Origin of the sequence: Burkholderia sp. B10, assembly GCF_004368385.1 — a bacterium.
In the GTDB taxonomy this organism is placed as follows: Bacteria; Pseudomonadota; Gammaproteobacteria; order Burkholderiales; family Burkholderiaceae; genus Burkholderia; species Burkholderia vietnamiensis.
In genome coordinates this window covers 18,651-45,072 of record NZ_PQMX01000025.1, presented here as the reverse complement: position 1 = coordinate 45,072, position 26,422 = coordinate 18,651, and the positions used below count along the sequence as shown (strand labels likewise).

At 66.7% G+C, this 26,422-nt stretch carries 25 protein-coding genes; 8 read left to right on the top strand and 17 right to left on the bottom strand.

Annotation, left to right across the window (positions count from 1 at the left end; all coding sequences use genetic code 11):
• The first annotated feature begins 30 nt into the window (after positions 1-30).
• Entirely contained in the window at positions 31-453 is a 423-nt protein-coding gene (locus C3Y15_RS15015; RefSeq protein WP_043290601.1) for a hypothetical protein, read from the top strand.
• Between the two features lie 488 nt (positions 454-941).
• Here the strand turns inward: C3Y15_RS15015 and C3Y15_RS15010 are convergent, their stop codons facing one another.
• From C3Y15_RS15010 to C3Y15_RS14985, 6 genes are all read right to left on the bottom strand, one after another.
• Positions 942-1,916 carry a branched-chain amino acid ABC transporter permease gene (locus C3Y15_RS15010; protein ID WP_011882799.1) on the bottom strand — a complete coding sequence of 325 codons (975 nt, stop codon included), beginning with the start codon at positions 1,914-1,916 and terminating at the stop codon, positions 942-944.
• Complete coding sequence (locus C3Y15_RS15005; protein ID WP_014722163.1) at positions 1,916-2,800, bottom strand: branched-chain amino acid ABC transporter permease; 885 nt, start codon at positions 2,798-2,800, stop codon at positions 1,916-1,918. Before C3Y15_RS15005 ends, C3Y15_RS15010 begins: the two co-directional genes overlap by 1 nt.
• A 119-nt stretch (positions 2,801-2,919) precedes the next feature.
• Positions 2,920-4,119 carry an ABC transporter substrate-binding protein gene (locus tag C3Y15_RS15000; protein ID WP_059474941.1) on the bottom strand — a complete coding sequence of 400 codons (1,200 nt, stop codon included), beginning with the start codon at positions 4,117-4,119 and terminating at the stop codon, positions 2,920-2,922.
• Positions 4,120-4,196: 77 nt separating this feature from the next.
• On the bottom strand, positions 4,197-4,952 hold the full coding sequence (locus C3Y15_RS14995; RefSeq protein ID WP_014722161.1) for an ABC transporter ATP-binding protein: 756 nt from the start codon (positions 4,950-4,952) through the stop codon (positions 4,197-4,199).
• The gene (locus tag C3Y15_RS14990) at positions 4,949-5,728 is read right to left on the bottom strand and encodes an ABC transporter ATP-binding protein (protein WP_011882795.1); all 780 of its coding nucleotides are present in this window, start codon (positions 5,726-5,728) and stop codon (positions 4,949-4,951) included. The genes C3Y15_RS14995 and C3Y15_RS14990 overlap by 4 nt, the downstream gene beginning before the upstream one ends.
• Before the next feature lie 453 nt (positions 5,729-6,181).
• Entirely contained in the window at positions 6,182-7,867 is a 1,686-nt protein-coding gene (locus tag C3Y15_RS14985; protein WP_011882794.1) for a GMC family oxidoreductase N-terminal domain-containing protein, read from the bottom strand.
• 164 nt (positions 7,868-8,031) lie between these two features.
• On the opposite strand from C3Y15_RS14985, the gene C3Y15_RS14980 reads away from it, so the two are divergent.
• Positions 8,032-8,931 carry a LysR family transcriptional regulator gene (locus tag C3Y15_RS14980; protein ID WP_034192994.1) on the top strand — a complete coding sequence of 300 codons (900 nt, stop codon included), beginning with the start codon at positions 8,032-8,034 and terminating at the stop codon, positions 8,929-8,931.
• An 87-nt stretch (positions 8,932-9,018) separates the two neighbouring features.
• On the top strand, positions 9,019-9,552 hold the full coding sequence (locus C3Y15_RS14975) for a class IV adenylate cyclase (RefSeq protein WP_046425480.1): 534 nt from the start codon (positions 9,019-9,021) through the stop codon (positions 9,550-9,552).
• Between the two features lie 79 nt (positions 9,553-9,631).
• Here the strand turns inward: C3Y15_RS14975 and C3Y15_RS14970 are convergent, their stop codons facing one another.
• On the bottom strand, positions 9,632-10,117 hold the full coding sequence (locus tag C3Y15_RS14970; RefSeq protein WP_006408082.1) for an Lrp/AsnC family transcriptional regulator: 486 nt from the start codon (positions 10,115-10,117) through the stop codon (positions 9,632-9,634).
• Between the two features lie 106 nt (positions 10,118-10,223).
• On the opposite strand from C3Y15_RS14970, the gene phhA reads away from it, so the two are divergent.
• Both phhA and C3Y15_RS14960 read left to right on the top strand, forming a co-directional pair.
• A complete protein-coding gene (gene phhA / locus C3Y15_RS14965; protein ID WP_185499744.1) occupies positions 10,224-11,150 on the top strand; it encodes a phenylalanine 4-monooxygenase in 927 nt (308 codons plus the stop codon).
• Positions 11,151-11,303: 153 nt separating this feature from the next.
• The gene (locus C3Y15_RS14960; protein ID WP_011882790.1) at positions 11,304-11,612 is read left to right on the top strand and encodes a 4a-hydroxytetrahydrobiopterin dehydratase; all 309 of its coding nucleotides are present in this window, start codon (positions 11,304-11,306) and stop codon (positions 11,610-11,612) included.
• Positions 11,613-11,705: 93 nt separating this feature from the next.
• Here the strand turns inward: C3Y15_RS14960 and C3Y15_RS14955 are convergent, their stop codons facing one another.
• Positions 11,706-11,936, bottom strand: coding sequence for a DUF3717 domain-containing protein (locus C3Y15_RS14955; RefSeq protein ID WP_014722154.1), 231 nt, complete (start codon positions 11,934-11,936; stop codon positions 11,706-11,708).
• 122 nt (positions 11,937-12,058) lie between these two features.
• Between C3Y15_RS14955 and C3Y15_RS14950 the strand changes: the two genes are divergently transcribed.
• Together C3Y15_RS14950 and C3Y15_RS14945 are read left to right on the top strand one after the other, a co-directional pair.
• Entirely contained in the window at positions 12,059-12,751 is a 693-nt protein-coding gene (locus C3Y15_RS14950) for a response regulator transcription factor (protein WP_006401494.1), read from the top strand.
• A gap of 129 nt (positions 12,752-12,880) precedes the next feature.
• Positions 12,881-14,365 (top strand): sensor histidine kinase, encoded by a 1,485-nt coding sequence (locus C3Y15_RS14945; protein ID WP_011882788.1) that lies wholly within the window; start codon positions 12,881-12,883, stop codon positions 14,363-14,365.
• Positions 14,366-14,504: 139 nt separating this feature from the next.
• Here the strand turns inward: C3Y15_RS14945 and C3Y15_RS14940 are convergent, their stop codons facing one another.
• From C3Y15_RS14940 to mnmC, 7 genes are all read right to left on the bottom strand, one after another.
• On the bottom strand, positions 14,505-15,035 hold the full coding sequence (locus C3Y15_RS14940; protein WP_034192996.1) for an SET domain-containing protein-lysine N-methyltransferase: 531 nt from the start codon (positions 15,033-15,035) through the stop codon (positions 14,505-14,507).
• 183 nt (positions 15,036-15,218) lie between these two features.
• Positions 15,219-16,331: an NADH:flavin oxidoreductase/NADH oxidase gene (locus C3Y15_RS14935; RefSeq protein ID WP_059460843.1), complete on the bottom strand. Its 1,113-nt coding sequence runs from the start codon at positions 16,329-16,331 to the stop codon at positions 15,219-15,221.
• A 180-nt stretch (positions 16,332-16,511) separates the two neighbouring features.
• The gene (locus C3Y15_RS14930) at positions 16,512-17,222 is read right to left on the bottom strand and encodes a glutamine amidotransferase (protein WP_034193033.1); all 711 of its coding nucleotides are present in this window, start codon (positions 17,220-17,222) and stop codon (positions 16,512-16,514) included.
• A gap of 28 nt (positions 17,223-17,250) precedes the next feature.
• Positions 17,251-17,889 (bottom strand): MarR family winged helix-turn-helix transcriptional regulator, encoded by a 639-nt coding sequence (locus C3Y15_RS14925; RefSeq protein WP_011882784.1) that lies wholly within the window; start codon positions 17,887-17,889, stop codon positions 17,251-17,253.
• Between the two features lie 504 nt (positions 17,890-18,393).
• On the bottom strand, positions 18,394-19,509 hold the full coding sequence (locus C3Y15_RS14920; RefSeq protein ID WP_046425491.1) for a YbdK family carboxylate-amine ligase: 1,116 nt from the start codon (positions 19,507-19,509) through the stop codon (positions 18,394-18,396).
• A 14-nt stretch (positions 19,510-19,523) separates the two neighbouring features.
• Positions 19,524-20,738: a cation:proton antiporter gene (locus tag C3Y15_RS14915; RefSeq protein WP_059454910.1), complete on the bottom strand. Its 1,215-nt coding sequence runs from the start codon at positions 20,736-20,738 to the stop codon at positions 19,524-19,526.
• 672 nt (positions 20,739-21,410) lie between these two features.
• Complete coding sequence (gene mnmC, locus C3Y15_RS14900) at positions 21,411-23,372, bottom strand: bifunctional tRNA (5-methylaminomethyl-2-thiouridine)(34)-methyltransferase MnmD/FAD-dependent 5-carboxymethylaminomethyl-2-thiouridine(34) oxidoreductase MnmC (RefSeq protein ID WP_069246097.1); 1,962 nt, start codon at positions 23,370-23,372, stop codon at positions 21,411-21,413.
• A gap of 389 nt (positions 23,373-23,761) precedes the next feature.
• Between mnmC and C3Y15_RS14895 the strand changes: the two genes are divergently transcribed.
• The gene (locus C3Y15_RS14895) at positions 23,762-24,040 is read left to right on the top strand and encodes an HU family DNA-binding protein (RefSeq protein ID WP_006401505.1); all 279 of its coding nucleotides are present in this window, start codon (positions 23,762-23,764) and stop codon (positions 24,038-24,040) included.
• Positions 24,041-24,180: 140 nt separating this feature from the next.
• Here C3Y15_RS14895 and C3Y15_RS14890 read toward each other — a convergent pair whose 3' ends face one another.
• Entirely contained in the window at positions 24,181-25,491 is a 1,311-nt protein-coding gene (locus C3Y15_RS14890) for a GTP-binding protein (protein ID WP_011882778.1), read from the bottom strand.
• A 145-nt stretch (positions 25,492-25,636) separates the two neighbouring features.
• Positions 25,637-26,083, bottom strand: a complete 447-nt coding sequence (locus C3Y15_RS14885) for a lytic transglycosylase domain-containing protein (protein ID WP_014722145.1) — start codon at positions 26,081-26,083, stop codon at positions 25,637-25,639.
• Positions 26,084-26,422 lie beyond the last annotated feature (339 nt).

The following is a 26,422-nucleotide window of genomic DNA, read 5'->3' as shown; positions in this document are numbered from 1 at the left end:
GCACAGCAGAACGGCCATTCGACCGCAACGATGCGCGACGGCGATGTCGTCGAAATGAAGCAAGCGAAAAACAGAAGCGGCGAAGCGGCCGCGATGCACGCGCAACGACGGCGGCAACGCGCCCGGTGCGGCGCCGTCGCCAGGGGCGAACAAAGGCCGCAATCGGCCGCTCATGCGACGGTGAACGAGGCATCGGATCTGGCGAGCACCGCGCCAACCTGCGCGTTGCCGGCGCTTCCCGCGGCAACGGACGTCGCACCCGCCCGGCTGCGCCCGCAAGCCGCAAGAAGCCCGCGCCGCCCTGCTCCCGAACGGCTGCCCTCGACCGTACGCGATACCGCGATCCAACGTCCTGCGCGTCTCATCCAACCGTACTCCCTGTTCTGCGTTGCGCTCGTAGGAGAACTGCCGACCGATTTTCCCGACCGCTCGGTCGGCGAAAGCCGAGTGTAACGGACGCCTTTCATGCACGCTAACCGGGTAAGCCCGAACCGCGCGCAGGCGCGCGCGTGCCGTCGACGGCTCGACAGGACGATCGAAGAAAAATACGGGGCGGGATGAACGGTGCGATGCGAACGCGCGAAATGGCGCGCATTGAGGGCAATGCGCGCCATGCACCATCGATGCAAATTCGCGCACGCAAATGAAAAAGCGCTGTTGGATTCCGTCCAACAGCGCTTTGGGGTCCGGGCACTTTGTGCCTCGATTGTCTCCTCGTTCTCCACCTGCAAATTCGTTTCGCGGTGCATCAGAACTGAAACGAAGATTAAAGGACCTTTCACCCTGCGACAACTTAGCATTTACCCCTATGGTGCATCGCCGCACGAAAATGGGGCAGCAATCTGGCCGTGCGGCGCGGCCCGGGCGAGCGCAAAACGCCTCTGCGCAAGGCGCCGGATGGTGCTTCGCATCAACGCCGCCGCGCACCGAATGCAACGCGATCAGGACGGCCGCAGCGTCTTCACGCGCGCGACCATCTCGCCGACGATGCCGCGCCGGAACGCAAGCACGCATGCGATGAAGATCAGCCCGGTGACGATCGTCGCCGATTCGCCCAGCGAGTGGAACCAGCCGACGCCCGTGAGCGATGCGAGCCACTCGCCGATGTCGCCGAGCCGGTCTTCGAGCGCGACGATCAGCGCCGCGCCGAGCAGCGGCCCGAACAGCGTGCCCATCCCGCCGACGAGCGTCATCAGCACGACGAGGCCCGACATCGTCCAGTAAGCGTCGGACAGCGTCTCGAAGCCGAGCACCAGCACCTTCAACGCGCCGGCCAGCCCCGCGAGCCCGGCCGACAGGATGAACGCGAGCAGCTTGAAGCGGTCGGTGTCGTAGCCGAGCGAGATCGCGCGCGGCTCGTTCTCCTTGATCGCGACGAGCACCTGGCCGAACGGCGAATGCACGACCCGCACGATGAACGCACACGCGGCGACGATCACCGCGAGCACGACGTAGTACAGCGTGACGTCGTTCGACAGGTCGAGCACGCCGAACAGGTGGCCGCGCGGCACGCCCTGCAGCCCGTCCTCGCCGTGCGTGAACGGCGCCTGCAGGTAGATGAAGTAGACCATCTGCGCGAACGCGAGCGTGATCATCGCGAAATAGATGCCCTGCCGCCGGATTGCGAACAGGCCGACGACGAGCCCCAGCAGCGTGGCCGCCACCGTGCCGGCGAGCACGCCGAGCTCCGGCGTGAAGCCGAGCGTCTGGATCGTGTAGCCGGTCGCGTAGCCGGCGCTCGCGAGGAACATCGCATGGCCGAACGACAGCAGCCCCGTATAGCCGATCAGCAGGTTGAACGCGGCCGCGAACAGCGCGAACGTGAGCACCTTCATCACGAACACCGGATACGCGCCGATAAACGGCGCCGCCAGCAGCGCGGCGAGCAACGCGCCGTAGAGCACTTTTCTCTGCATCATTTTTCCTTGCCGAACAGGCCCGCCGGACGGAACAGCAGCACGATCGCCATGATCACGAACACGACGGTGGCCGACGCTTCCGGATAGAACACGCGCGTGAAGCCCTCGATCACGCCGAGCAGCAGCCCGGTGACGATCGAACCGAGTATCGAGCCCATCCCGCCGATCACGACCACCGCGAACACGGTGATGATCATCGGCTGGCCCATCAGCGGCGACACCTGGATCACCGGCGCCGCGAGCACGCCCGCGAACGCCGCGAGCGCGACGCCGAAGCCGTAGGTGAGCGTGATCATCATCGGCACGTTCACGCCGAACGCCTCGACGAGCTTCGGGTTCTCGGTGCCGGCGCGCAGATATGCGCCCAGACGCGTCTTCTCGATCACGAACCAGGTCGCGAGACACACCGCGAGCGATGCGACGACTACCCACGCGCGGTAGTTCGGCAGGAACATGAAGCCGAGATTGGTCGCGCCCGACAGTTGCGCGGGCACGTCGTACGGCTGGCCCGACGAACCGTAGATCGAGCGGAACACGCCTTCGACCACCAGCGTGAGGCCGAACGTGAGCAGCAGCCCGTACAGGTGATCGAGCTTGTACAGCCAGCGCAGCATCGAGCGCTCGATCGCAATCCCGAACGCGCCGACGATCAACGGCGCGAGCACGAGCATCGCCCAGTACGGCAGGCCGAAGTACGACAGCCCCATCCACGCGAGCATGGCGCCCAGCATGAACAGCGCGCCGTGCGCGAAGTTGATCACGTTGAGCAGCCCGAAGATCACCGCGAGCCCGAGGCTCAGGATCGCGTAGAACGAGCCGTTGACGAGGCCGAGCAGCAACTGGCTCAGCATCGCCGGCAACGGAATGCCAAAGATTTCCATCGACTTAGCCGTCAGTATGAGTTTGGTTGCGCGTGCAACCTTCAGGCCGGCGCGCATGCGCGGCCCGGCGGCCACGTCGCCCGGGCCGCCGGAACCGCCGCAGCGCCGCTACGCCGCGCCTACTTCCACAGCGCGCAGCGCGATTCCTGCTTGGTGCCGAACGCCTGGTCGCCCGGGATCGTCGCGAGCACCTTGTAGTAATCCCACGGCTCCTTCGAATCGGACGGCTTCTTCACTTCCATCAGGTACATGTCGTGGATCATGCTGCCGTCCTGACGGATGTAGCCCTTCGCGTAGAAGTCGCTGATCTTGAGCTTCTTCAGCTCGGCCATCACCTTGTCGGAGTCGGTCGTGCCGGCCGCCTGCACGGCCTTCAGGTAGGTCGTCACCGACGAGTAGTCGGCGGCCTGCAGGCTCGACGGCATCTTCTTCATCTTGCCGAAGTAGCGCTGCGCCCACTGGCGCGACGCGGCGTCGCGGTTCCAGTACCAGCTGTCGGTCAGCACGAGACCCTGCGTCGTCTCGAGGCCGAGGCTGTGCACGTCGTCGATGAACATCAGCAGCGCGGCGATCTTCATCGTCTTGGTGATGCCGAATTCCTTCGCGGCCTTGATCGAGTTGATCGTGTCGCCGCCCGCGTTCGCGAGGCCGAGGATCTGCGCCTTCGACGACTGCGCCTGCAGCAGGAACGACGAGAAGTCCGACGCCGACAGCGGGTGCCGCACCGCGCCGAGCACCTGGCCGCCGTTCGCCTTCACGACGTCCGACGTGTTCTTCTCGAGCGCCTTGCCGAACGCATAGTCGGCGGTCAGGAAGAACCAGCTCTTGCCGCCTTGCTTGACCACGGCCGAACCGGTGCCCTTCGCGAGCGCCATCGTGTCGTATGCGTAGTGGACCGTGTACGGCGTGCACTGCTCGTTGGTCAGCGTGTCGGCGCCCGCGCCGATGTTGATGTAGACCTTCTTCTTCTCGGCCGCGACCTGGTTCATCGACAACGCGGTCGCGGAGTTCGTGCCGCCGACCAGCAGGTCGAGCCCGCCGCGATCCATCCATTCGCGCGCCTTCGACGCGGCGATGTCGGCCTTGTTCTGGTGATCCGCGTAGACGACCTCGATCGGCTTGCCGAGCACCTTGCCGCCGAAGTCGGCGACTGCCATGCGGATCGCCTCGAGGCCGCCCTGCCCGTCGATGTCCGCGTAAAGCCCCGACATGTCCGTGATGAAGCCGATCTTCACGCTGTCGGCGGCGTGTGCCGCGCCGGCGCTGAATGCTGCGGTCGCGACCGCGAGACACGCGTGTGCGAGGGTCTTCATTTTCATTGACGTCTCCTGTTGTTCTGATGCGTTGTGGTTGTTCGTGCGCCGCCACGGCCAGCGGCAAGTGAGACGGGGCGGCGTCACACCCCCAGCAGGTCGTGAAGGATCGGCATCTTTCCTTCCAGTTCGGACGAGCGGAAATGCTCGACGATGCGGCCATGCTCCATCACGTAGAAGCGGTCGGCGAGCGGTGCGGCAAAGCGGAAGTTCTGTTCGACCATCACGACCGTATAGCCGCGCGCCTTCAGCGCGACGATCATGCGCGCGAGCGCCTGCACGATCACCGGCGCGAGGCCTTCCGAGATTTCGTCGAGCAGCAGCAGGTTCGCGCCGGTGCGCAGGATCCGCGCGACCGCGAGCATCTGCTGCTCGCCGCCCGACAGCCGCGTGCCCTGGCTCTGCCGGCGCGACGCGAGATTCGGGAACATCGCGTAGATCTCGTCGAGCGACATCGCGTGCTCGCGCGGGCCGATCGGCGGCGGCAGCATCAGGTTCTCCTCGCACGACAGGCTCGAGAAGATGCCGCGCTCCTCCGGACAATAGCCGACACCGAAATGCGCGATGCGGTGCGTCGCCAGGCCGATCGTCTCGTTGCCGGCCACCTTGATCGAGCCGCTGCGGCGCCCGGTGAGCCCCATGATCGCGCGCAGCGTCGTGGTGCGCCCCGCGCCGTTGCGGCCGAGCAGCGTGACGACCTCGCCGCGATGCACGGTCAGATCGACGCCGTGAAGAATGTGGGATTCCCCGTACCAGGCTTCGAGGCCCGAGATTTCCAGCGCGGGCGCGCCGCTTTCGACGCCGCTCAATTCGCGTTCCTCCCGTTCGCTGTGCTTCATGCGTGCGCCCCTGCGAGCGCCGCGTCGGCGCTGCCCATGTAGGCCTCGATCACCAGCGGATTCTTCGACACTTCGGCATACGAGCCTTCGGCAAGCACCTCGCCGCGCTGCAGCACGGTGATCGTGTCGGAGATGCCGGCGATCACGTTCATGTTGTGCTCGACCATCAGGATCGTGCGGCCCGCTGCGACTTTCTTGATGAGCGCGGTCACGCGATCGACGTCCTCGTGGCCCATCCCCTGCGTGGGCTCGTCGAGCAACATCAGTTCGGGCTCCATCGCGAGCGTCGTGGCGATTTCGAGCGCGCGCTTGCGGCCATATGCAAGCTCGACGGTCGGCACGTGCGCGAAATCGCTGAGGCCGACCTGCGTGAGCAGATCCATCGCGCGATCGTCGAGGCGTCGCAGCGTGCGCTCGCTGCGCCAGAAGTGGAATTCGGTGCCGAGCGCGCGCTGCAGCCCGATGCGCACGTTCTGCAGCGCGCTCAGGTGCGGGAATACCGCGGAGATCTGGAACGAACGGATGATGCCGCGGCGTGCGACCTGCGCGGGCCGCTCGCCGGTGATGTCGATACCGTTGAAGACGATCTGGCCAGCCGTGGGCGTCAGGAACTTGGTCAGCAGGTTGAAGCAGGTGGTCTTGCCCGCGCCGTTCGGTCCGATCAACGCGTGGATCGCGCCTCGGCGCACGCGCAGGTTGACGCCGTTGACGGCAGTGAAGCCCCTGAATTCCTTCGTCAGTCCGCGTGTTTCGAGAATCGTGTCGCCGAGAATCATGTTCCCTTCCGTACGAAGTCGGGCGAAGCACCGGGGAGCGTCGCACTGGCGATCGCGATCGGCGCCGCGGATCGGCGGGCCGCCCCCGGGCGCCGTATTACACGTCGAGGGTGGTCTCCCCGCGCCGACGCGTATGCACACTGCGGGACATTGTCGCCTCGTTGGTGCAGTGCAATCATCGGGATTTGCACTTATAGGGCTGGCCGCCATATCGCACGCGGTGGAGCGCGAAGGTTCGACACGTGCGCGCTGCGCACGGCGCGTGCCTGTGAAAACAGCGCGCGTCAGGTCATCGCGACCACGCGCCGATCGTGACCCATGCGCGGGTTCAACGTGATCGTTCGCACGCGCGCGCTTCCAACCGCCGCATATGCGAACCCGTTTCGCCGCATAGCCCGAAGGTCGCCGCAGACACGCGGCCGCCGCGCGTGTGGCGCCGATATCACGCCGATATCACGCCGGCGTCATCGCCGCTTCCGTGCGCACCTGCGTCGCGTCGCGCGCCGTGCGGCGATCCTCGCGGATCATGTCGCTCGCGCGCTCGGCGATCATCAACGTCGGCGAATTCGTGTTCCCCGACGTGATGAACGGCATCACCGACGCGTCGACGATCCGCAGCCCCGCGATCCCGCGCACGCGCAGCCGGCTGTCGACCACCGCACGTTCGTCGTCGGCGCGCCCCATCCGGCAGGTGCCGACCGGATGGAAGATCGTCGTGCCGATCGCGCCCGCCGCTTCGACGAGCTCGGCCTCGGTCTGATAGCGCGTGCCCGGCAGAATCTCCTGCGGGCGATAACGTGCGAGCGCCGGCGCGGACGCGATGCGGCGCGTCAGCCGCAGCGCATTGGCGGCGACGTGACGATCGTGATCGGTCGACAGATAGTTCGGCGCGATCGACGGCGCGACGCCCGGATCGGCGCTCGCGATATGCACGCTGCCGCGCGAGCTCGGCCGCAGCTGGCAGACCGACGCGGTGAATGCGTTGAAGCGGTGCAGCGGCTCGCCGAAGCGCTCGAGCGACAGCGGCTGCACGTGATATTCGAGATCGGGACGCGTGAGCGCCGGGTCGTCCGGATCGGATTTCGCGAACGCGCCGAGCTGCGACGGCGCCATCGACATCGGCCCGCGCTGCAGCAGCGCGTATTCGGCGCCGATCATCAGCTTGCCCCACCAGTTCGCCGAGCGCGTATTCAACGTGCGCACGCCGTCGACGCGAAACGCCATCCGCAGCTGCAGGTGGTCCTGCAGGTTTTCGCCGACCGCGGGCAGATCGTGCACGACGTCGATGCCGAGCGCCTGCAGCCGCGCGCCCGCGCCGATGCCCGACAGTTCGAGCAGCTGCGGCGAATTCACCGCGCCGGACGTCAGCAGCACTTCGATGCGCGCGTGCGCGACGTAGTCGACGCCGCCGCCGTGGTATTCGACGCCGACCGCGCGCCGGCCGTCGAACACCACGCGCTGCGCGTGCGCGCCGGTGATCACGGTCAGGTTCGGGCGCGCCATCGCGGGCCTCAGGAACGCCTTCGACGTATTCCAGCGCACGCCGCGCTTCTGGTTCACTTCGAAATAGCCGACGCCGGTGTTGTCGCCGCGGTTGAAATCGTCGGTGGCCGGGATGCCCGTCTGCTGCGCGGCCTGCGCGAACGATTCGAGAATCTCCCAGCGCAGCCGCTGCTTCTCGACGCGCCAGTAGCCGCCCGCGCCGTGCGCGTCGCTCGCGCCGGCGTGATGGTCCTCGCTGCGCTTGAAGATCGGCAGCACGCTGTCCCACGACCAGCCGGCGTCGCCGGTTTCCTGCGCCCAGCCGTCGTAATCCTCGCGCTGGCCGCGCATGTAGATCATTCCGTTGATCGACGAGCAGCCGCCGAGCACGCGGCCGCGCGGATACGACAGCGCGCGGCCGTTGAGCGCCGCCTCGGGCTGCGTCTTGTACAGCCAGTCGGTGCGCGGATTGCCGATGCAGTACAGATAGCCGACCGGGATATGAATCCAGTGGTAATCGTCCTTGCCGCCCGCTTCGAGCAGCAGCACGCGGATGTCGGGATCTTCGGTCAGGCGGTTCGCGAGCACGCAGCCGGCGGTGCCCGCGCCGACGATCACGTAATCGAATTCGCCCTCGAGCGTGCGTTGAGTGGTCACGACGTGTCTCCTGAGTTGTTGTGCGCCGCGCGGGGCGTGCCGCGCGCCTTTTTCAGCATAGTGCGCCGCGGAGCGACGCGATCGTTGCAGCGTACTCCGGCCGCGCGCTGCCGATCCAATGAGTTATGCTGAACTGCGTTATAAGCCGCACTCATATCACGACGATGGATCTCACTCTGCTGCGCGCGTTCGCGACGGTCGCCCGTGAAGGCAATCTCACGCGCGCCGCCGTGCAGCTGCACCTGACGCAGCCGGCCGTCAGCCTGCAGATCAAGCATCTGCAGGAAGCGCTCGGCGTCGTGCTGTTCACGCGCACGTCGCGCGGGCTCGCGCTCACCCGCGACGGACAGACGCTGCTGCCGCACGCGGAGCGCGCGCTCGCCGCGGCCGTCGACGTCGAGCGCGCCGCCGCCGCGCTGCGGCACGAGGTGCGCGGCCGGCTGCGGATCGGCACGATCCTCGATCCGGGTTTCCTGCGGCTCGGCGGCTTCCTGCGCGCACTGGTCGAAACGCATCCGCAGATCGAAACGGCGCTGCGGCACGGGATGTCGGGCTGGGTGCTCGAACAGGTGCGCGGCGCGGCGCTCGACGTCGGCTACTACATCGGCCGGCCGGGCGAAGACGATCCGCGCGACGACGCCCTGTTCCACACGGTCACGCTGACCCATTTCGAGTACCGCGTGCTGGCGCCGGCCGGCTGGAAGGAGCGCGTGCAGCGCGCGCACGACTGGCGCGCGCTGGCCGCGCTGCCGTGGATCTGGACGCCGCCGGCGTCCGCCCATCATCGGCTGCTGACGCGGCGGTTCGCGGCCGCGGGCGCGCAACCGGTGAAGGTCGCCGAGGTCGATCAGGAGCAATCGATGCTCGATCTCGTGAAATCGGGGATCGGGCTGACGCTCGCGCGCGATTCCACCGCGCTGGCCGAAGCGCACGCGCACGCATTGACGATCGTCGAACAGGTGACGGTGCCGACCGAGCTCACGTTCGTGACGCTCGCCGAGCGCCGCGACGAACCGGCCATCGCCGCCGCGCTGCGGTTGATCGACGCGCAGTGGGCGAGATGAGGCCACCGCGCGTCATGCCACCGTCGCAAGCTTTTTGCTAGATTGTGCGTTCGCACACCGCGAGCCCCCTGACCGAAGGAGATCCGCATGGCCCGCAACATCGAGATCAAAGCCCGCGCCCGCGCATTCGACCGGCTGCGCGAACAGGCGGCGACGCTCGCGACCGAAGCGCCGCTGTTCTACCGTCAGCAGGACTTCTTCTACGACGTGCCGCGCGGCCGGCTGAAGCTGCGCCGCTTCGAGGACGGCACGCCGGCCGAACTGATCTTCTACCAGCGCGACGACCGTGACGGCCCGAAGGCGTCGTACTACACGCGCAGCCCGGTGACGAACCCCGACGCGATGCATGCGCTGCTCGCGACCGCGCTGACCACGCGCGGCATCGTGACCAAGGAACGGCACGTCTATCTGGCGGGCCGCACGCGTATTCACCTCGATCGCGTCGACGGCCTCGGCGACTTCATCGAACTCGAAGTGGTGCTCGCCCCCGACGACGACGAAGCCGACGGTGAAGCCGAAGCGCATCGCGTGTTCGCGCAGCTCGGCGTCGCGCAGGAGGACCTCGTCGCGGTCGCATACGTCGATCTGCTGAACGCCGACGCCCAATCGGAAGCCGCATAAGCGGCGACAATAATGGCGGCATGACCGCCGCCGGCGCGTCATGTGGCGGCGGCACCGCCATCACCGCCCTGCCGCTCGATCACGCCGCGCCGGGCGCCAGATGCGCGAGCGGCAGCGCGCCGTTGCGCTTGAACGTGGTCAGCACGATGTTCGAGCGCACGCTGTCGACGCCCGGCACGCGCATCAGCTTCTTCATCACGAACTGCGACAGCGCGTTCAGATCGGGGGCGACGATCCGCAGCAGATAGTCGGCGTCGCCGACCACCGCATGACACTCGAGCACCTCGGGCAGCACGTCGATCTGCTGCTGAAACTGCTCGATGATCGAATCGCCGTGATGCTTGAGCTTCAGGCTCGTGAACGCGGTGACGCCCAGGCCGAGCTTTTCCGGCCGCAACATCACGCGATAGCCTTCGATCACGCCGGCCGCCTCGAGCCGCTGCAGCCGCCGGCCGATCTGTGACGGCGACAGCGGCACCTCCTCGCCGAGCTGCTGATGCGTGGCACGGCCGAAGCGCTGCAGCACATCGAGAAGCGCGAGATCGAAGTGGTCGAGTTCCAGCATGAATGCCCTCCGCACAAAACGATGAAATGATGCGGGATTATCGCATCAGATGGAGAATCGACGCCATCTTTGCGCCCATCATGCGCGCGCCCCGCTCTACACTCGCATGGTCATTCACCCAAGCATGCAGAGCGTCACCATGTCCAGCGTCGTCACCGCGAAACTGCAGGAGCAGTTCGACGCGGGCCTCGAAACCCGTGCCGATTTCACCATCGACCAGCCGCTCGAACGCTACGGCCAGGTCGATCACGCGGTATGGCAGCAGCTCTATGCGCGCCAGGCGGCGCTGCTGCGCGGGCGCGCATGCGACGCGTTCATCGGCGGGCTCGGGAAGATCCGCTTACCGGCCGACCGCGTGCCGTCGTTCGCGGACGTGAACCGCCAGCTGAAGCCGGCCACCGGCTGGGAGATCGTCGCGGTGCCGGGCTTGGTGCCCGATCGCGTGTTCTTCGAGCATCTCGCGCACCGGCGCTTTCCGGTCACCTGGTGGATGCGCCGCCCCGACCAGCTCGACTATCTGCAGGAGCCCGACTGCTTCCACGACCTGTTCGGCCACGTGCCGCTGCTGATCGAGCCGGTGTTCGCCGACTACATGCAGGCCTACGGGCGTACCGCGCTCGCGGTCGCGGACGACGACGCGGCGCTCGCACGGCTCGCGCGTCTCTATTGGTATACGGTGGAGTTCGGGCTGATCCGCGATCCGCGCGGCACCAACGGGCTGTCGATCTACGGCGCGGGAATCGTGTCGAGCAAGGGCGAGAGCCTCTACAGCGTCGAGAGCGCGGCGCCGAACCGGCTCGGCTTCGACCTCGAGCGCGTGATGCGCACGAAGTACCGGATCGACACGTTCCAGAAGACCTACTTCGTGATCGACGACTTCGCGCAGCTGTTCGCGCTGGCCGACGTCGACGCGCGTGCGCTGGCCGAGCGGCTCGCCGCGCTGCCCGAGCTGTCCGCCGGCACGGTGCTCGATACCGACGTCGTGCTTCAGCGCGGCACCGGCGAAGGCTGGCCCGACGACGACGACGCATGACGCATGAGGCATGAGGCATGATCCAGCCGCGGACGCCGGCAGCCTCCGGCGCCGGCCGCGATGCGCGCCGCCCAACTATGAAACAATGGCCGGAGCCGGCTTTGCCGCGCGGCGTCTGCCGCGCGCGAGCGCCGCTACCGAACGAGGTGCAACATGATCCACAAGCTCACATCCGAAGAACGCAAGACGCGGCTCGAAGGCCTGCCGCACTGGACGGCCGTGCCGGGCCGCGACGCGATCCAGCGCAGCCTGCGCTTCGCCGATTTCAACGAGGCGTTCGGCTTCATGACGCGCGTCGCGATCAAGGCGCAGGAGATGAACCACCATCCGGAATGGTTCAACGTGTACAACCGCGTCGACGTGACGCTGTCGACCCACGACGCCGACGGGCTGACCGAGCGCGACATCGAACTCGCGCAATTCATCGACCGCGTGTGTGCGCACACGCTGCCGGCGGCCTGACACGTTGCGCGAGCCGCCGCGCCGGTTTTGCCGCGCGGCGCGTCAACTTTTCATTTCGCTGAACGTTTTCTAGGATGTATTGAGCGAAAGCCTTCAGCTTTCCAAGCCATCCTTAAGGCGCACGTAAGTCTCGAACGCATTCCGCGCCTTGGGGTCCAAACCTTCCAGTTGCAGCGCGCTTCCGCGCTGTACAATCAGCAGCGCATACGGCTTGGAGAGCGCGCTGGCCTCTTCGCAGAGTTTGAGTTCGTCGCCGCTGGATGGCGAGCGGGCGCGCCAGAAATTGATCGCGGCTTCGAGGTCGTGAATCGAAATATCGGACATGATTGAATTTGTTCGTTCGCTGGCCGCCATGCTTGATGTCAGGCGATGCGGCGCCCCTGTGGAAACGGCGTCGTGCTGTCCGCGTGCCTGAACCGCCAACCCATTGTACTTGAGCGAACTTCATGCGACTCCTTCTGATCGAAGACGACCGCCCCATCGCACGCGGTATCCAGAGCAGCCTCGAGCAGGCTGGCTTTACCGTCGACATGGTGCACGACGGCATCTTTGCCGAACAGGCGCTGGCACAAAACCGCCACGAACTCGTGATCCTCGACCTCGGCCTGCCGGGTATCGACGGGATGACGCTGCTCACCCGCTTTCGCCAGACCAATCGCCACACGCCGGTCATCGTGCTGACCGCGCGCGACGAACTGAACGACCGCATCCAGGGCCTGAACTCCGGCGCCGACGACTACATGCTCAAGCCGTTCGAGCCGGCCGAGCTCGAAGCGCGCATCCGCGCGGTGATGCGCCGCAGCGGCCCGCACAGCGACATGCCGCGGCCGGAAGTGTCGCTCGGCGGCGTCCGGCTGTCGGGCGTCGATCGCCGCATCTTCAACGACGACAAGCCGCTCGAGCTGTCGCCGCGCGAATTCGCGGTGCTCGAAATGCTGCTGCTGCGCCACGGCCGCGTGGTCAGCAAGGCGCAGCTGCAGGATCACCTCACGCATTTCGGCGGCGATCTCGGCGACACCGCGATCGAAGTCTACGTGCACCGCGTGCGCAAGAAGCTCGAGCAGTGCCGCGTCGAAATCGTCACGGTGCGCGGCTTCGGCTACCTGCTGCAGGAAATCCGCCAGACCGCCAGCGTCTGAGCGGCCGGGCGCGCCGGCCGGCCGCCTGCGGCCGGTGCGTCGCACCGCGCCGTTGCCAGTCGCCCGTCGCCGTCCGGTGCCCGACCGCGCCGCTCCCCGTGAGCGGGGCTCATCCATTTGCCCGTCGAAATGTCTGCTGATCCGGCCGTGACCTCCAGCCTGCGCCGCTCGCTGCTGCGGCGTCTCGCCGCGCCGCTGTCGATGCTCGCGCTGATGAGCGGCCTGATCGCCTACTGGCTCGCGTGGCAATACACGCAGCACGTGATCGACCGCTCGCTCGCCGATCTCGCCACCGCCATCTCGAAACAGATCCAGATCGCCGGCCCCGACGCGCCGTTCACCGTGCCGCCGCTCGCGCAGGCGATGTTCTCCGATCCGGCCGAAGCGCTGATCTACCGGATCAGCGACGGCGAACAGGAGCTCGCCGGCGATCCGAAGCTGCCGCTGCGCGGCATCAACGTGCGCCGCATGCATCACGCGTACGTGTTCGAGGCCGAGTACGACAATCGCGCGGTGCGCGTCGCCCAGGTACGCGTCGAAGACGTCGAGGGCGGCAAGCCGATGGTCGTCGAAGTCGCGCAGCCGGTGCGGCACCGCTACAGGATCGCCGCCGAATTCCTGGTCGCCATCATGATGCCGCTGCTGCTGTTGCTGCTCGCCGGCTGGGGCATCGTGTGGCGCGTCGTGAACCAGCAGCTCGGCCCGCTCACGCATCTCGCCGATTCGCTGAACCGGCAGACCCACACGTCGCTGGAGCCGGTCGACGAGACCGACGTGCCGCTCGAAATCCGGCCGCTCACGAGCGCGATGAATGCGCTGCTCGGCCGCCTGAAGACCGCGCTCGACGCGCAGCGCAAGTTCATCGCCGACGCCGCGCACCAGCTGCGCACGCCGCTCACCGCGGTGAAGCTGCATGCCGAGCAGGCGGCCGTCGCGCGCGATCCGCAGCAGACCTATACGGCCGTGCGCGAACTGCGCGCGGCTGCCGATCGCGCGGTGCGGCTGTCCAACCAGCTGCTGTCGCTCGCTCGCGCGGAGCCGGGCGAACAGGTTGCGCGTTTCGTCGACGTCGACCTCGCCGCGATGGCGTTCGAGACCGGCGCCGAGTGGGTGCCGCGCGCGCTCGCGTCGCACGTCGATCTCGGCTTCCAGCGCAGCGACGAGCCCGGCGACGACGAAACATTGAACGTGCGCGGCAATCCGGTGCTGCTGCGCGAAGTCATCGCGAACCTGCTCGACAATGCATTGAAGTACGTGCCGCTCGCGCGGCCGGACGGCGCGCGCATCACCGTGAACGTCGCGCGCGGTACGCTCGACGACGGCCTGCCGGCCGCGGAGATCGTCGTCGAGGACAACGGCCCCGGCGTGCCGGCGAATCAGCAGGCGGACCTGTTCAAGCGCTTCTTCCGCGGCGACGCGCAAAGCGGCAACGGCGTCGAGACGGGTGCGGGGCTGGGCCTCGCGATCGTGCACGACATCATCGCGATGCACGGCGGCACGGTGTCGTACGAGGATGCACCCGAAGGCGGCTCGCGCTTCGTGGTGCGGGTGCCGCTCGCCGAGCGAACCAGCAAGCCGGCGAGCGAAACGCCGGCGGCCGTGCCGACGCACTGAGCGGCGCGTAACGCGCGGGTAGCGGATCTCGAGCGAACCCGGCGAAGCCGTCAAAGCCATCGAGCCGGCTCAGCCCCGCAGCGACGCAGCAACAAGGCCCGCCGGCGAAGCAGCCGCGCGAGCTCGCGCGGCGCGTCGCTCACTTCTTCTTTTTCTTGTCCTTCGCGCCGGACTCGGCCTTGCCGTCCTTCTTGTCCTTCTTCTTTTTCTTCTTGCCGTCGTCGTCCGGCGTCGCGAGCAGCGTGCCGCGGCACGTCTCGGCGCCGCAATGGCACGCGTATTCGCGCTTGAGCTTCTTCGTCAGCTTCTCGTCGATCACGAGGCCGTAGTCGTAGAACAGCTCCTCTTCCGGCTCGATGTCGCGCAGCGCGTGGACGAACACGCGGCCCTTGATCTCCTCGGCCTCGCAGTTCGGCGCGCACGAGTGGTTGATCCAGCGCGCGCTGTTGCCGTTGACCTTGCCATCGATCACGCCGCCGTCTTCGAGTGCGAAGTAGAACGTATGGTTCGGGTCGTTCGGATCGTGCGGATGACGGCGCAGCGCTTCCTTCCACGAGATCCGCTCGCCCTTGTATTCCACTACGCGCTCGCCGGCCTTGATCGGCTCCACCGCGAACACGCCCTTGCCGTGTATTCCCGAGCGGCGCACCGCGATCCTGCGTGAACTCATCGAACGAATCCTTGTGAAGTCGACTTGAATGAAAGACGGCCGTGCTCACGGCCCTGCGTCGCGCCAAACGAAAACGCGGCACCGACGGTGCCGCGTCCGGGCATGCAGCGAATCATCCGCATGCTACACGTTCGAGATTGCTTCGTTCAACATCGCGCGACGTCGCGCGCACGACGTTCAGCGTCAGCGCTGGCCGAACGCGACGTCGCCGAACAACGCCTTGTGCTCGCGCGGTTGCGAACGCCAGTACTGCGGCGGCGCCGACACCTGCGCGCCGAGCTCGGCCGCCGCATGCCACGGCCAGCGCGGGTCGTACAGCATCGCGCGCGCCATCGCGACGAAATCCGCGTCGCCGGCCTCGATCAGCCGGTTCGCATGCGCGGGCTCGCTGATCAGGCCGACCGCGATGGTCGGCATCCCGACCGCGCGCTTCACGGCCTGCGCGAACGGCACCTGATAGCCCGGCGACAGCGGAATCTTCTGCAACGGCGACACCCCGCCGGACGACACGTCGATCCAGTCGCAGCCGCGCTGCTTCAGCGCATGCGCGAACGCGATCGTGTCGTCGAGCTCCCAGCCGCCTTCGACCCAGTCGGTCGCCGACACACGCACGCCGACCGGCCGATCGTCGGGAAACGCCGCGCGCACGATGTCGAAGATCTCGAGCGGAAAGCGCATCCGGTTCTCGCGCGAGCCGCCGTACTCGTCGGTGCGCCGGTTCGCGAGCGGCGACAGGAACTGATGCAGCAGATAGCCGTGCGCCGCATGCACCTCGATCGCGTCGATGCCGAGCCGCGCCGCGCGTTTCGCCGCCGCCGCGAACGCGTCGCGAATCCGGTTCAGGCCGGCCGTATCGAGGGCCAGCGGCGGCGTCTCGCCGTCCTTGTGCGGCACGGCCGACGGCGCATGCGGCAGCCATCCGCCGTCGGCCACCGAGACGAGCTGGCCGCCCTGCCACGGCACCTCGCTCGAGGCCTTGCGGCCGGCATGCGACAGCTGCATCGCGACGCGCACCGGCGAATGCTTGCGAATCGCCGCGAGCACCGGCGCGAGCGCGGCTTCGGTCGCGTCGTCCCACAGACCGAGGTCGCCGGCGGTGATGCGGCCGTCGGGCTCGACCGCGGTCGCTTCGATGCAGAGCAGGCCCGCGCCGGACAGCGCGAGATGGCCGAGGTGAATCATGTGCCAGTCGGTCGCCTCGCCGCGTTCGGCCGAATACTGGCACATCGGGGAGATCACGATCCGGTTCGGAAGCGTCACGCCGCGTAGCGTGAACGGGGAAAACAACGCAGTCATGGAGGCCGCTCGCGTGCAGAGGAAAGAGCGGATCAGCGTAGCACGCACGTCGCGCGCATGCAGGCGGGCGGTTGGTCAGTAAGCGGATGGTCAGCTAGGGGGTTGCCGCAGATGTGGGAACAGCACTGCGCCGCGTGCCGGCTCGCCGATCGCGCGGTGCCAGCGGTGCCGCGCGCGCGATCACACCCCGACGCTGTCGAGCCACTCCGAGAACATGCGTCGCGCGGCCGTCTCGAGCGCGGGGCCGTGCTGCGCGGTGTCGGCCCGCAGACGACACGCGTCGATGCCGGCCGTCGCCGCGATCTCGCCGGCATTGCCGATCAGCCAGGGCTCGAAGCGGTCGGTGCGGATTTCCGGATGGCATTGCAGCGCCAGCACATGCCGGCCCCATGCGAACGCCTGGTGGCGGCACGCCGGTGTCGATGCGAGATGGATCGCGCCGCCCGGCAGGTCGAACGTGTCGCCGTGCCAGTGCAGCATCGAGGTGGCCGCAGCGTCCAAATGACGCAGCGGCGAGGCGCGGCCCGCGTCGGTGAGCGCGAGCGGCGCCCAACCGAGTTCCTTCTCGGCGGCCGGATAGACGCGCGCGCCGAGCGCGCGGGCGATGAACTGTGCGCCGAGACAGATGCCGAGGATCGGCAGGCCCGCATCAATGCGCTGGCGCACCAGCGCCGCAAGCGGCGCGATCGACGGATACTGCGCATCGTCGTACACGCTGAGCGGCCCGCCGAGCAGCACCAGCAGCGACGGCTGCAGCGCGTCGAGCACCTCGACGCGCGACGCGCCGACGTCCACGTAACGCACGCGGCGCCCGCGTTCGCCGAGCACCTGCTCGAAGCTGCCGAGATCCTCGAAATGCACGTGGCGGATCGCCACCACTTCGGCATGCATCATCGGCCTCCCGGTCGATCGGCGGACTTCAGCCGGCGAATACCTTCCAGGTCTTCTTCTGGGTCGCGACGTCGGCTTCTTCGTGCCCCGAGCAGTCGAGGCGCAGGTCGCTGTCGGTCATCGCCTGGTCGAACACGGCGCAGTGGTGCACGGTCTTCTTCGACTGCTTGCCCGGCTGGAAGTGCGCGCACGTCAGGCACATGCGCTGCGGCGGCGTCGCACCGGCCACCTGCAGCTCGCGCAGCGTCTTCAGCAGCGCGCGGTAGAGCGCGCCCTGCTCGTCCGCGCCGAGCTTGCCGACCGCTTTCGACAGGAACTCCGGCCATTGCAGCGCCTTCTTCGCCGCGGTGCGGCCGCGGGCCGACAAACGCACCGCGAGCGCGCGGCCGTCGTCCAGGGCGCGACGCTTCTCGACGAGCCCCTTCGTCTCGAGCGTGCTCACCGCATCGCTGGTGGTCGCGGCCGTGAGCTGCGTCTCGCGTGCGATTTCGCCGAGGCGCATCGGCCCCTTGCGTTGCAGCAGCAGCACGAGGATCTCGCCCTGCGTCGGCGTGAGGCCTGCGCCCTCCGCCCAATCCCACGCCTGGCTCCGCATGGCCGTGCTCAATCGCAGCAAGCTGTGGGTCACACGTCCCGAAGCCTGATTCCCGTAAACGCCTTCGCTCATAGTCTTTTCGCTTTGCCGCCGCCCGGATGCCGAGCAGCCGTAGTGTGGAGATCCAATGTCTATCTCAAAATAAACGCCCACCGAGGAGCGTCAACACGGCCGTCGCGAGGCACACGCGGCGGTCGCATTCGCGGCGACCGGTGAGAGACCCGTCGTTCCGGTGTCCGCAGAGTCGCCATTCTAAGCGAGAGCGGAAAATCGTACAGCTAAGTTATCCACAGCATTCTGTGGGGAATACCTCGATAACCGTAACTTTTCGTTGTGCCGCCAATTGCCGCGGGTGGTGCGACAAAACGCGCAAACATTTTCGTGTCCGGATCGGACATTTGTCTGGCGATACCGGACGAAGGGGTTATCCAGTGCGCAGAGCGTTGACTTTGAAGCGGAATATCGGGTTATCCACAGATTTTGAGGAACACTGGGGACGCGATTGGCCCGAAATGGCGGCGAATACCGTTCAGTGAATCGCCGCGCGGTCGAGCCTGCAATCTGCAAAACATTTTTTCATTCGCGCCAGCGCAAACACTGCTGTCGGACCGTTTCGTTCAGCGACTTCTCCTGTTTGAAAACGGTTCTCAACCACGACGCGTCATTTACGCGCGCTTTCGCGAGCGCACCGATCTCGTCGAGGGCCGCGCGCGAGCCGAGCGCCGCCGCGTGCGGGGCGATCCGGTCGAGCGTGTCGAGGATGTCCTCCGCGATCGTGCGGCGCTCACCCGTCTGAGGATTCACGCAGGTCCCCTCGAGCCCGAAGCGGCACGCTTCGAAACGGTTGAACGTGTAGACGAGATAGTCGTCCTCCGACAGCGTCAGCGGCCGGTCGGTCAGCAGATAGCGCGCGAGCGTCTGGATGTAGCACGCGATCGCGGCCGCGCGGTCGACCGACAGCGGCGTGTCCATCACGCGCACCTCGATCGTTCCGTAGCCGGGCTTCGGCCGGATGTCCCAGTAGAAGTCCTTCATCGAGTTGACCACGCCCGTGTTGACCATCTTCGTGAAGTACTCCTCGAAGCTGTCCCAGGTCAGCACGAACGGCGCGCGGCCCGACAGCGGGAACGCGAACACCGAGTTCAGGCGCGCCGAATGGAAGCCGGTGTCGACGTTCTGCACGAACGGCGACGACGCCGACAGCGCAATGAAATGAGGAATGAAGCGCGACATCGAATGCAGCAGGAACAGCGCGCTGTCCGGGTCGGGGCAGCCGATGTGCACGTGCTGGCCGAACACGGTGAACTGCTTCGCGAGATAGCCGTACAGCTCCGAGATGTACTGGAAGCGCGGCGCGTCGTAGATCTGCCGGTCGCTCCACTGCTGGAACGCGTGCGTGCCGCCGCCGCAGAGCCCGACGTTCAGCTGGTCGGCCGCCTTCACGAGCACGTCGCGGATCGCGTGCAGCTCGGAGAGCGCCTGTTCGTGCGAATGACAGATGCCGGTCGACAGCTCGATCATGCTTTCGGTGATTTCCGGCGTGATGTTGCCCGGAAAGGTCTCGCCCTGGATCAGCCGCATCAGGTCGGACGCGGCCTTGGTCAGGTCGTAGTTGTGCGTGTTGACGACCTGGATCTCCAGCTCGACGCCGAAGGTGAACGGTTCGGAATTGACGAAGGTTTCGAGTGCCATGGCGGGTTCCGGAATCAGTTTCTGTCGCTGCGTTCGCTGACCGCCGACAGGCAGCGGTACACGACGAACGGGCTCACGAGCTGCAGGATCACGATCGTGCACATCACGATCGCGCGCAGGTGCGGGTCGAAATTCGGATACATCTGATAGGTGTCGTCGACGAGCAGGTACGACAGCGCGGACATCGGCGTGAGCGCGATGCCGAGCGCGACGCCCTGCTTCATCCCGAGCCCGCTCGGCTTCGCGAACGCGACCACACCCGCCAGCTTGGCGACGAGCCGCGTGACGATCAGCACGATCGCGAGCAGCCCGCCGAGCGCGATGTCGCCCCACGTGAACGACGTGAGCGTCAGCACGAACAGCACCACCGTGAGCAGCCAGCCGGCCGTGCCGAAGTGCTCGGGCCACAGCTGCGGACGCGCTTCGAGGTTCTTCACGATGATGCCGGCGAGCAGCAGCGTGAGCAGCGTCGACAGCTTCAATGCCTGGGCGACCGCGATCGCCAGCATCACGAGCCCGAACAGCGCGACGAACGAGTGCTCGTCGCGCATCGTCGAGGTCATGTGGCGGAACAGGTAATTGCATGCGCGCGCAACGAGATAGGCGACGATGAACGAACCGGCGATCAGATACACCGGTTGCAGGATCGTCGCGAACACGTTGCCGTACGCTTCCTGATGGAGCCAGCTCGTCACGAGCTTGGTCAGCACGATCGCATACACGCTGTTCAGCGCGGTCAACGTGATGAGCCGCTGCGACACCTGCCCTTCCGCGCGCAGTTCGGTCTTCAGCTGGATCACCATCGACGGCGAGGTCGCGATCGCGATCGCCGACAGCACCAGCGCGACCATGCCCGACACGCCGAGCGCGAGCATCACGAACAGCACGAGCACGAAGGTCAGCGTCGCTTCGGCGAGGCTCGACGCAATCAGCCACGGATTGCGGCGAATCCACTTCAGGTCGAGCCGGCTGCCGAGCTCGAACAGCAGCAGGCCGAGCGCGACGTCGATCAGCAGACGCGAGGTTTCGTCGGTACTCGCGTCGATCACGCCGAATCCGAGCGACCCGGCGATCAGACCGATCACCGCATAGCCGGTGATGCGCGGCAGCCGCCAGGCGCGATAGCACAGCTCGCCACACAGACCGGCCGCAAACAACGCGAGACCGGCCCAGAACACGGCATCCGGCGCGAGCGGCCAGTTGGGCAGAAATGAGAACGCCGACTTCATCGTGGTGACTTCTCCTTTGGAAGCAATCGCCAGCGGCGCGGGGTCAAGCGTCAGAAATGAGATGCACGCCGGCTGGGTATCGCCCCGAATGTGATTGTTGTGGTCGACGACGGCGGGACATGGGATCCGCCTCTTCCGCCATCCGGCGGAGTGTCGTACAGGCTGCCGATCTGGATTGTCGGCCTGGTGTGTGAACGGACTGCGCAGTCTCGAAGATTCAGATTCGAAATCGTGCCGACCGTTCCATTGATGCATGTCCGGCGCAGGGCCGGACGAACGCGAAGGAAACCGATTGTGCCACAGCTTTTTCGTTCCGGAACCCGCCCGATCGACTCGCGGCGCTGTGAGGCGCCACAGGTCTTTGGTTTCAACTGTTTACTCGTATACATACGTAGTAGAAGTTAACAAGGCACGCACAGTTCTGTGGATAACGCCGGTTTGTGTAGAAAGATCAAGGCATTGGCGTGCGCGTAACCCGTTGCACACGCTGTTTGCTCACAGCGGTTCGAGTTGAGCAACTTTCGGGCCGCATCGCGGCTGTGCGAGTTACCCAGTTTACGTCCACTGTGATTGCACACGGACTGCGTACGGATTCCGCGCAGTTATCCACAGCGGTCCGTGGATAAGTTTGCGCGGGCGAATCGCGGGACTGTGAGGCGTGGGCCGGCCAGGTCAGCCGAGTTTGCGCCCGCGCAGGGCGCGGATCAGGAACCGGGCGGGGTCGACGGCATCGACGAGCTCGCGCTCGAGCGGCAACGGCTCGCCTTCGAGTTGCGACGCGATCAGCTCGGCGCCGAGCGACGCCCACACGAGGCCGCGCGAACCGAAGCCGAACGCGCCGTACAGGCCGGCGGTGCGCGGCAGGTCGCGCGCTTTCGCACCGCTCAGCGCCCGCGCGTTGGCGACGGCCTGCGCTTCGTCCGCGAGCAGGCCGATCAGCGGCACGCGATCGGCGACGACCCAGCGAAACGCGACGCGCCCGCGCAACGTATCGACGTCCGGCACGTCGCCGACGAGGCCCGGCAGCAGATGCCGGATGCGCGCGAGGTTTTCGAGGTGGCCGGCGTCGCGAATCTCAGGATCGACGTCGTCCGGTTCGAAGGTCGCGCCGATCAGCAGCGTGCCGTCGTCGAGCGGCACCGCGTAGCCGTCGCCGATCGCGGGGCACGGCAGCGGCGCCGTCGTGCCGGGCGGCAGCAGCGTCAACTGGCCGCGCACCGGCTGTAGCGCGACATGCCGCAGGCCCGCGAGCCGCACCGCGTCGCCGGCATTCGCGAGCACGACGACCGGCGCTTCGGCGATCGTCGCGCCGTCGGCGCCGATCGCGCGCCACGTGTCGCCATCGCGTTCGAGCCCCGCGACTTCGGTGCCGGTGCGCAGCGTCACGCGTTCGCCGGCCGCGGCGACCTGGGCGGCGCAGAGCCCGGCCGGCCATACGGCGCCGCCGTGCGGAAACAGCAGGCCGCCGTGCGCGACCGGCAGATTCAGATGCGCGCGCGCGGCGTCGGCATCGAGCAGCGTGACATGGTCGGCCGGTGCGCCGAGCGCGTCGAACGCATCGCGCATTCGCACGAAGTCGTCGGCCGATTCCGCGAGATGGATCATCCCGCGCGTGCTGCGCGCGAACGTGTGGCCCGCATGCTCGAGCGCGCGCCAGCGCGCGAGCGCATGCAGGAAACCGCTGCGCGTGAGGCGGCTCGCGACGTTGTCGTCGCGCGTCATCAGCGGATGGAACACGCCGGCCGGATTGCCCGATGCCTCGCTCGCGATCTGCGCGTGTCGCTCGATCAGCGTGACGTGCCAGCCGCGCGCGGCGAGCCGCTCGACGAGCGCACATCCGGCGAGGCCCGCGCCGATCACGATCGCCTCGCGCGCGGCCACCGGCAACGCGCGCGGCGGCTCGTGCCGGCGCATCCGCCACCGCGGCGCGTATTCGCCGACCAGCATCGCAAACTTGCCGGCCAAACCCGGCATCTTGCGATAGGCGAAGCCCGCTTCGACGAGCGCCTGCTTCACGACGCCTGCGCTCGAATACGTCGCGAACGTCGCGTCGTCGGCCGCGACGCGCGCGAGCGCGCGGAACACGTCGGCCGACCAGAGGTCCGCGTTCTTCGCCGGTGCGAAGCCGTCCAGATAGAACGCGTCCGCGCGTGCGACGAGCTTCGGCAGCAGCTCGCGCGCATCGCCGAGCGCGAGCGTGAGCACGACGCGTCCACCTTCGAATTCGATCCGATGAAAACCGGGCACGGCCGGCGGCCACGCATCGGCAAGCAGCGCCGCCTGCTCCGACAAAGTTGTGCCCGCAACGATGTGGGAAAGTGCTCGACGCAGGTCGTCGCGCGTGAACGGATGCTTCTCGAACGACACGAAATGCAGCCGCTCGCAGCGCGCGGGGTCGTCGCGCCATGCGGCCCAGGTCGCGAGGAAGTTGGTGCCGGTGCCGAACCCGGTCTCGACGATCGTGAACGTGCGGCGGCCCTGCCAGCGTGCGGGCAGCCGGTTGCCGGCGATGAACACGTAGTTCGCCTGCGCGAACGCACCGGCGACGTTGTAATAGATGTCGCCGTACTCGGGCGAGATGAGGGTGCCGTCGTCGCGAAACGCGAGCGTGGCCGGGACGAGTCGGTCGGGCATGCGAAACAAAAAGCGTGGCGGCCAAGCCTGGCAAGGGATTGCGCGGACGCCCGGCGCGCCGCGTTGGCAAAAACCAACGAGCTGGCGCGCGCGTGGAGCGGGCTGCGTATCCTCTGCGCTTGGCGCAGGTCAAAAAATGGGCAATCGACGATTCATTCGGCGAAATACCGATGAAAATCTTTGAAACCCTTGTCGTTATTGGGTTTGCGCTGCGCTATCATAGCAACGCCGTACCGCGGGGTGGCCGCCGGCAAGCCGGACGGCGCGTCGCGCGGGCCAGGATTCGGCGCTGTGTCGTCGGAGTCTGTCTCTCGACGGCACGGTTCGCGCACGTATAATCGGCGCGTTCGCGCTGTTCGTGTCAAACCTAACCTGAAAAAGGAACCTTAATGAACAAACAGGAACTGATCGACGCCGTCGCCGCCCAAACGGGCGCCAGCAAGGCTCAAACCGGCGAAACGCTGGACACGCTGCTCGAAGTCATCAAGAAAGCCGTGTCGAAGGGCGATGCGGTTCAGCTGATCGGCTTCGGCAGCTTCGGTTCGGGCAAGCGCGCAGCACGTACGGGCCGCAACCCGAAGACGGGCGAAACCATCAAGATCCCGGCAGCCAAGACGGTCAAGTTCACGGCTGGCAAGGCGTTCAAGGACGCCGTCAACAAGCGTTAATACCGCGCTCGTTCCAGAAAAAAACCCGCCGGAAGGCGGGTTTTTTGTTTGGCGCGCGCGGCATTTTCACCACAGTGTGCGCCGCGCTTGCAAGATTTAACGTTGTGTCGGCCGCTTGCCAGCAGCGTGTTTACCGCGTGTTACGCATGCACGATCTGCCCGTCGGGATCGTCGTCATCATGCTCGTCGACGTCCCACGCCGGGAACGGATCGTCGAATGCGGCCCATTGTTCGGCGCCCAGCGCGAATTCCGCATCGGTGAGCAGGCACGCGTCGAGTTTCGCGCGCCAGGCATCGGCGTCGAGCCCGATGCCGATCAGCACGAGCTCCTGACGGCGATCGCCGATCGAGCGATCGTCGAGATCGCCCTGCCACTCCGTGCGAATTTCGGCGAGCAATTCGTCGTCTTCCGGCCATTCCGCGCGATCCTGCGCGGCCCACCAGAGGCCGGCCGGCCCGTGTCGGCACACGCCGCCCGCCTGCGACAGCGAGCCCGCGATGTCGTTGCGCGTCGCGAGCCAGAAGAAGCCCTTGCTGCGCAGCACGCCCGGCCATTCCTGATGCAGCAGCGCCCAGAGTCGCGCCGGATGAAACGGCCGGCGTGCGCGGTAAACGAAATTGCCGATGCCGAATTCGTCCGCTTCGCCGTGCACGTGCGCATGATGCGGATCGTGGCAGTCCGGATCGTCGCACTGCGTATGATCGTGATCGAGCGACGCGAGCCATCCCGGCGCATTCGCGGCCTCGTCGAAATCGAAGCGGCCGGTGTTCAGCACTTCGTCGAGCGGCACGTTGCCGAACGTCGAGACGACCTGATGCGCGCGCGGGTTCAGCCGCGCGAGGATGTGCTGCAGGCGCGCGAGTTCGTCCGCGCCGACGAGATCGGCCTTGTTGATCACCAGCACGTCGCAGAATTCGATCTGCTCGATCAGCAATTCGACGAGCGTGCGATCGTCTTCGTCGGAAGCGGCGATTCCGCGCGTCGCGAGCGCATCGTCGGAACCGTAGTCGCGCAGGAAGTTGTACGCATCGACGACCGTCACGAGCGTGTCGAGCCGCGCGACGCTCGACAGCGAGGCGCCGTCGTCGTCGACGAACGTGAAGGTTTCGGCGATCGGCATCGGCTCGGCGATGCCGGTCGATTCGATCACGATCGCATCGAAGCGGCCGTCGGCCGCGAGATTGCGGATCTCGACGAGCAGGTCGTCGCGCAGCGTGCAGCAGATGCAGCCGTTCGACATCTCGACGAGCCGTTCCTCGACGTGCGACAGCGCCTGCGCATCGCGCACGAGCGACGCGTCGATGTTGACCGCCGCGAGGTCGTTGACGATCACCGCGACCTTCAGGCCCGCGCGGTTCGCGAGGATGTGATTGAGCAGCGTGGTCTTGCCGGCGCCGAGGAAACCGGACAGCACGGTGACGGGCAACGGCTGGTTCATTGCCGGATTCATAACGATTTGCACCAACGGAAAGGATGAAAAAGCGGCCGCGGCGCCCTTGCGGGGCGCGATCGGCCCGCGGGGCCGGTCGACATGGCGGCGTGAGTCCGCATTGTGCATCAAACGCGCGCCGGCCGAGCGGCTGCGCGCCGCGGCGTCACTGCTGCGGCAGCAGCTTCCACTGCGACAGGATGCCGGCGATCTGCCGCGCATACTTGTCGCGCAGCGACGGCGTTTCCGAATGATAGGCGCCCACCGCCTGCCAGCTGTTGCCGTAGCGATTCATCTTCTGGCGCAGATGCCACGCGGCGATGTAGACGTTCTTGCACGGCTCCATCAGCGTGTCGCGGCCGATGCCGTAACGCGACAGCGTCTGCAGATGGATCGAGTTGATCTGCATGAGCCCGTAGTCGACGGAGCCGTTCGTATTCTTGTTCAGCGCGTCGGGCCGGTTGTGCGACTCCTGCCACGCGATCGCGCGCAGGATCAGCGGATTGACCTTCTGATACCGGGCGGCTTCGTCGAAACAATCGGCGCGAGCGTTGCCGCAGGCGAACCCTGCGCCGGCGGCGATCAGCGCGATCGAAGCGAACCGTCTGTTCATAGTGCGCAAGCGGTGACGAATAGGTGAAATGCTCGGGAAAACCCGTGTCTGTTCGGCGTACGACTGGAAACGCGTCGCCCGTATCATACCGACAGACCGTCACGTGGCGACATCCGACGGACGGCAGACCGTTTATACCGCATTTCCGTGTCGATCTCGATAGCGCGACAAGGCGATGGCGGCCGGAATCTCGCAGTGATGCCGAAAATATTACATTCTGCATACATTGCGCCAGCAAGATGTCGTATGTGAGACAGTCTTCGGATCAATGTGATATTTCGGACATGAAAAACTGCTAATGTCGCGCCTTTAGGACTTGGATCCCAGCACTACCGCCGG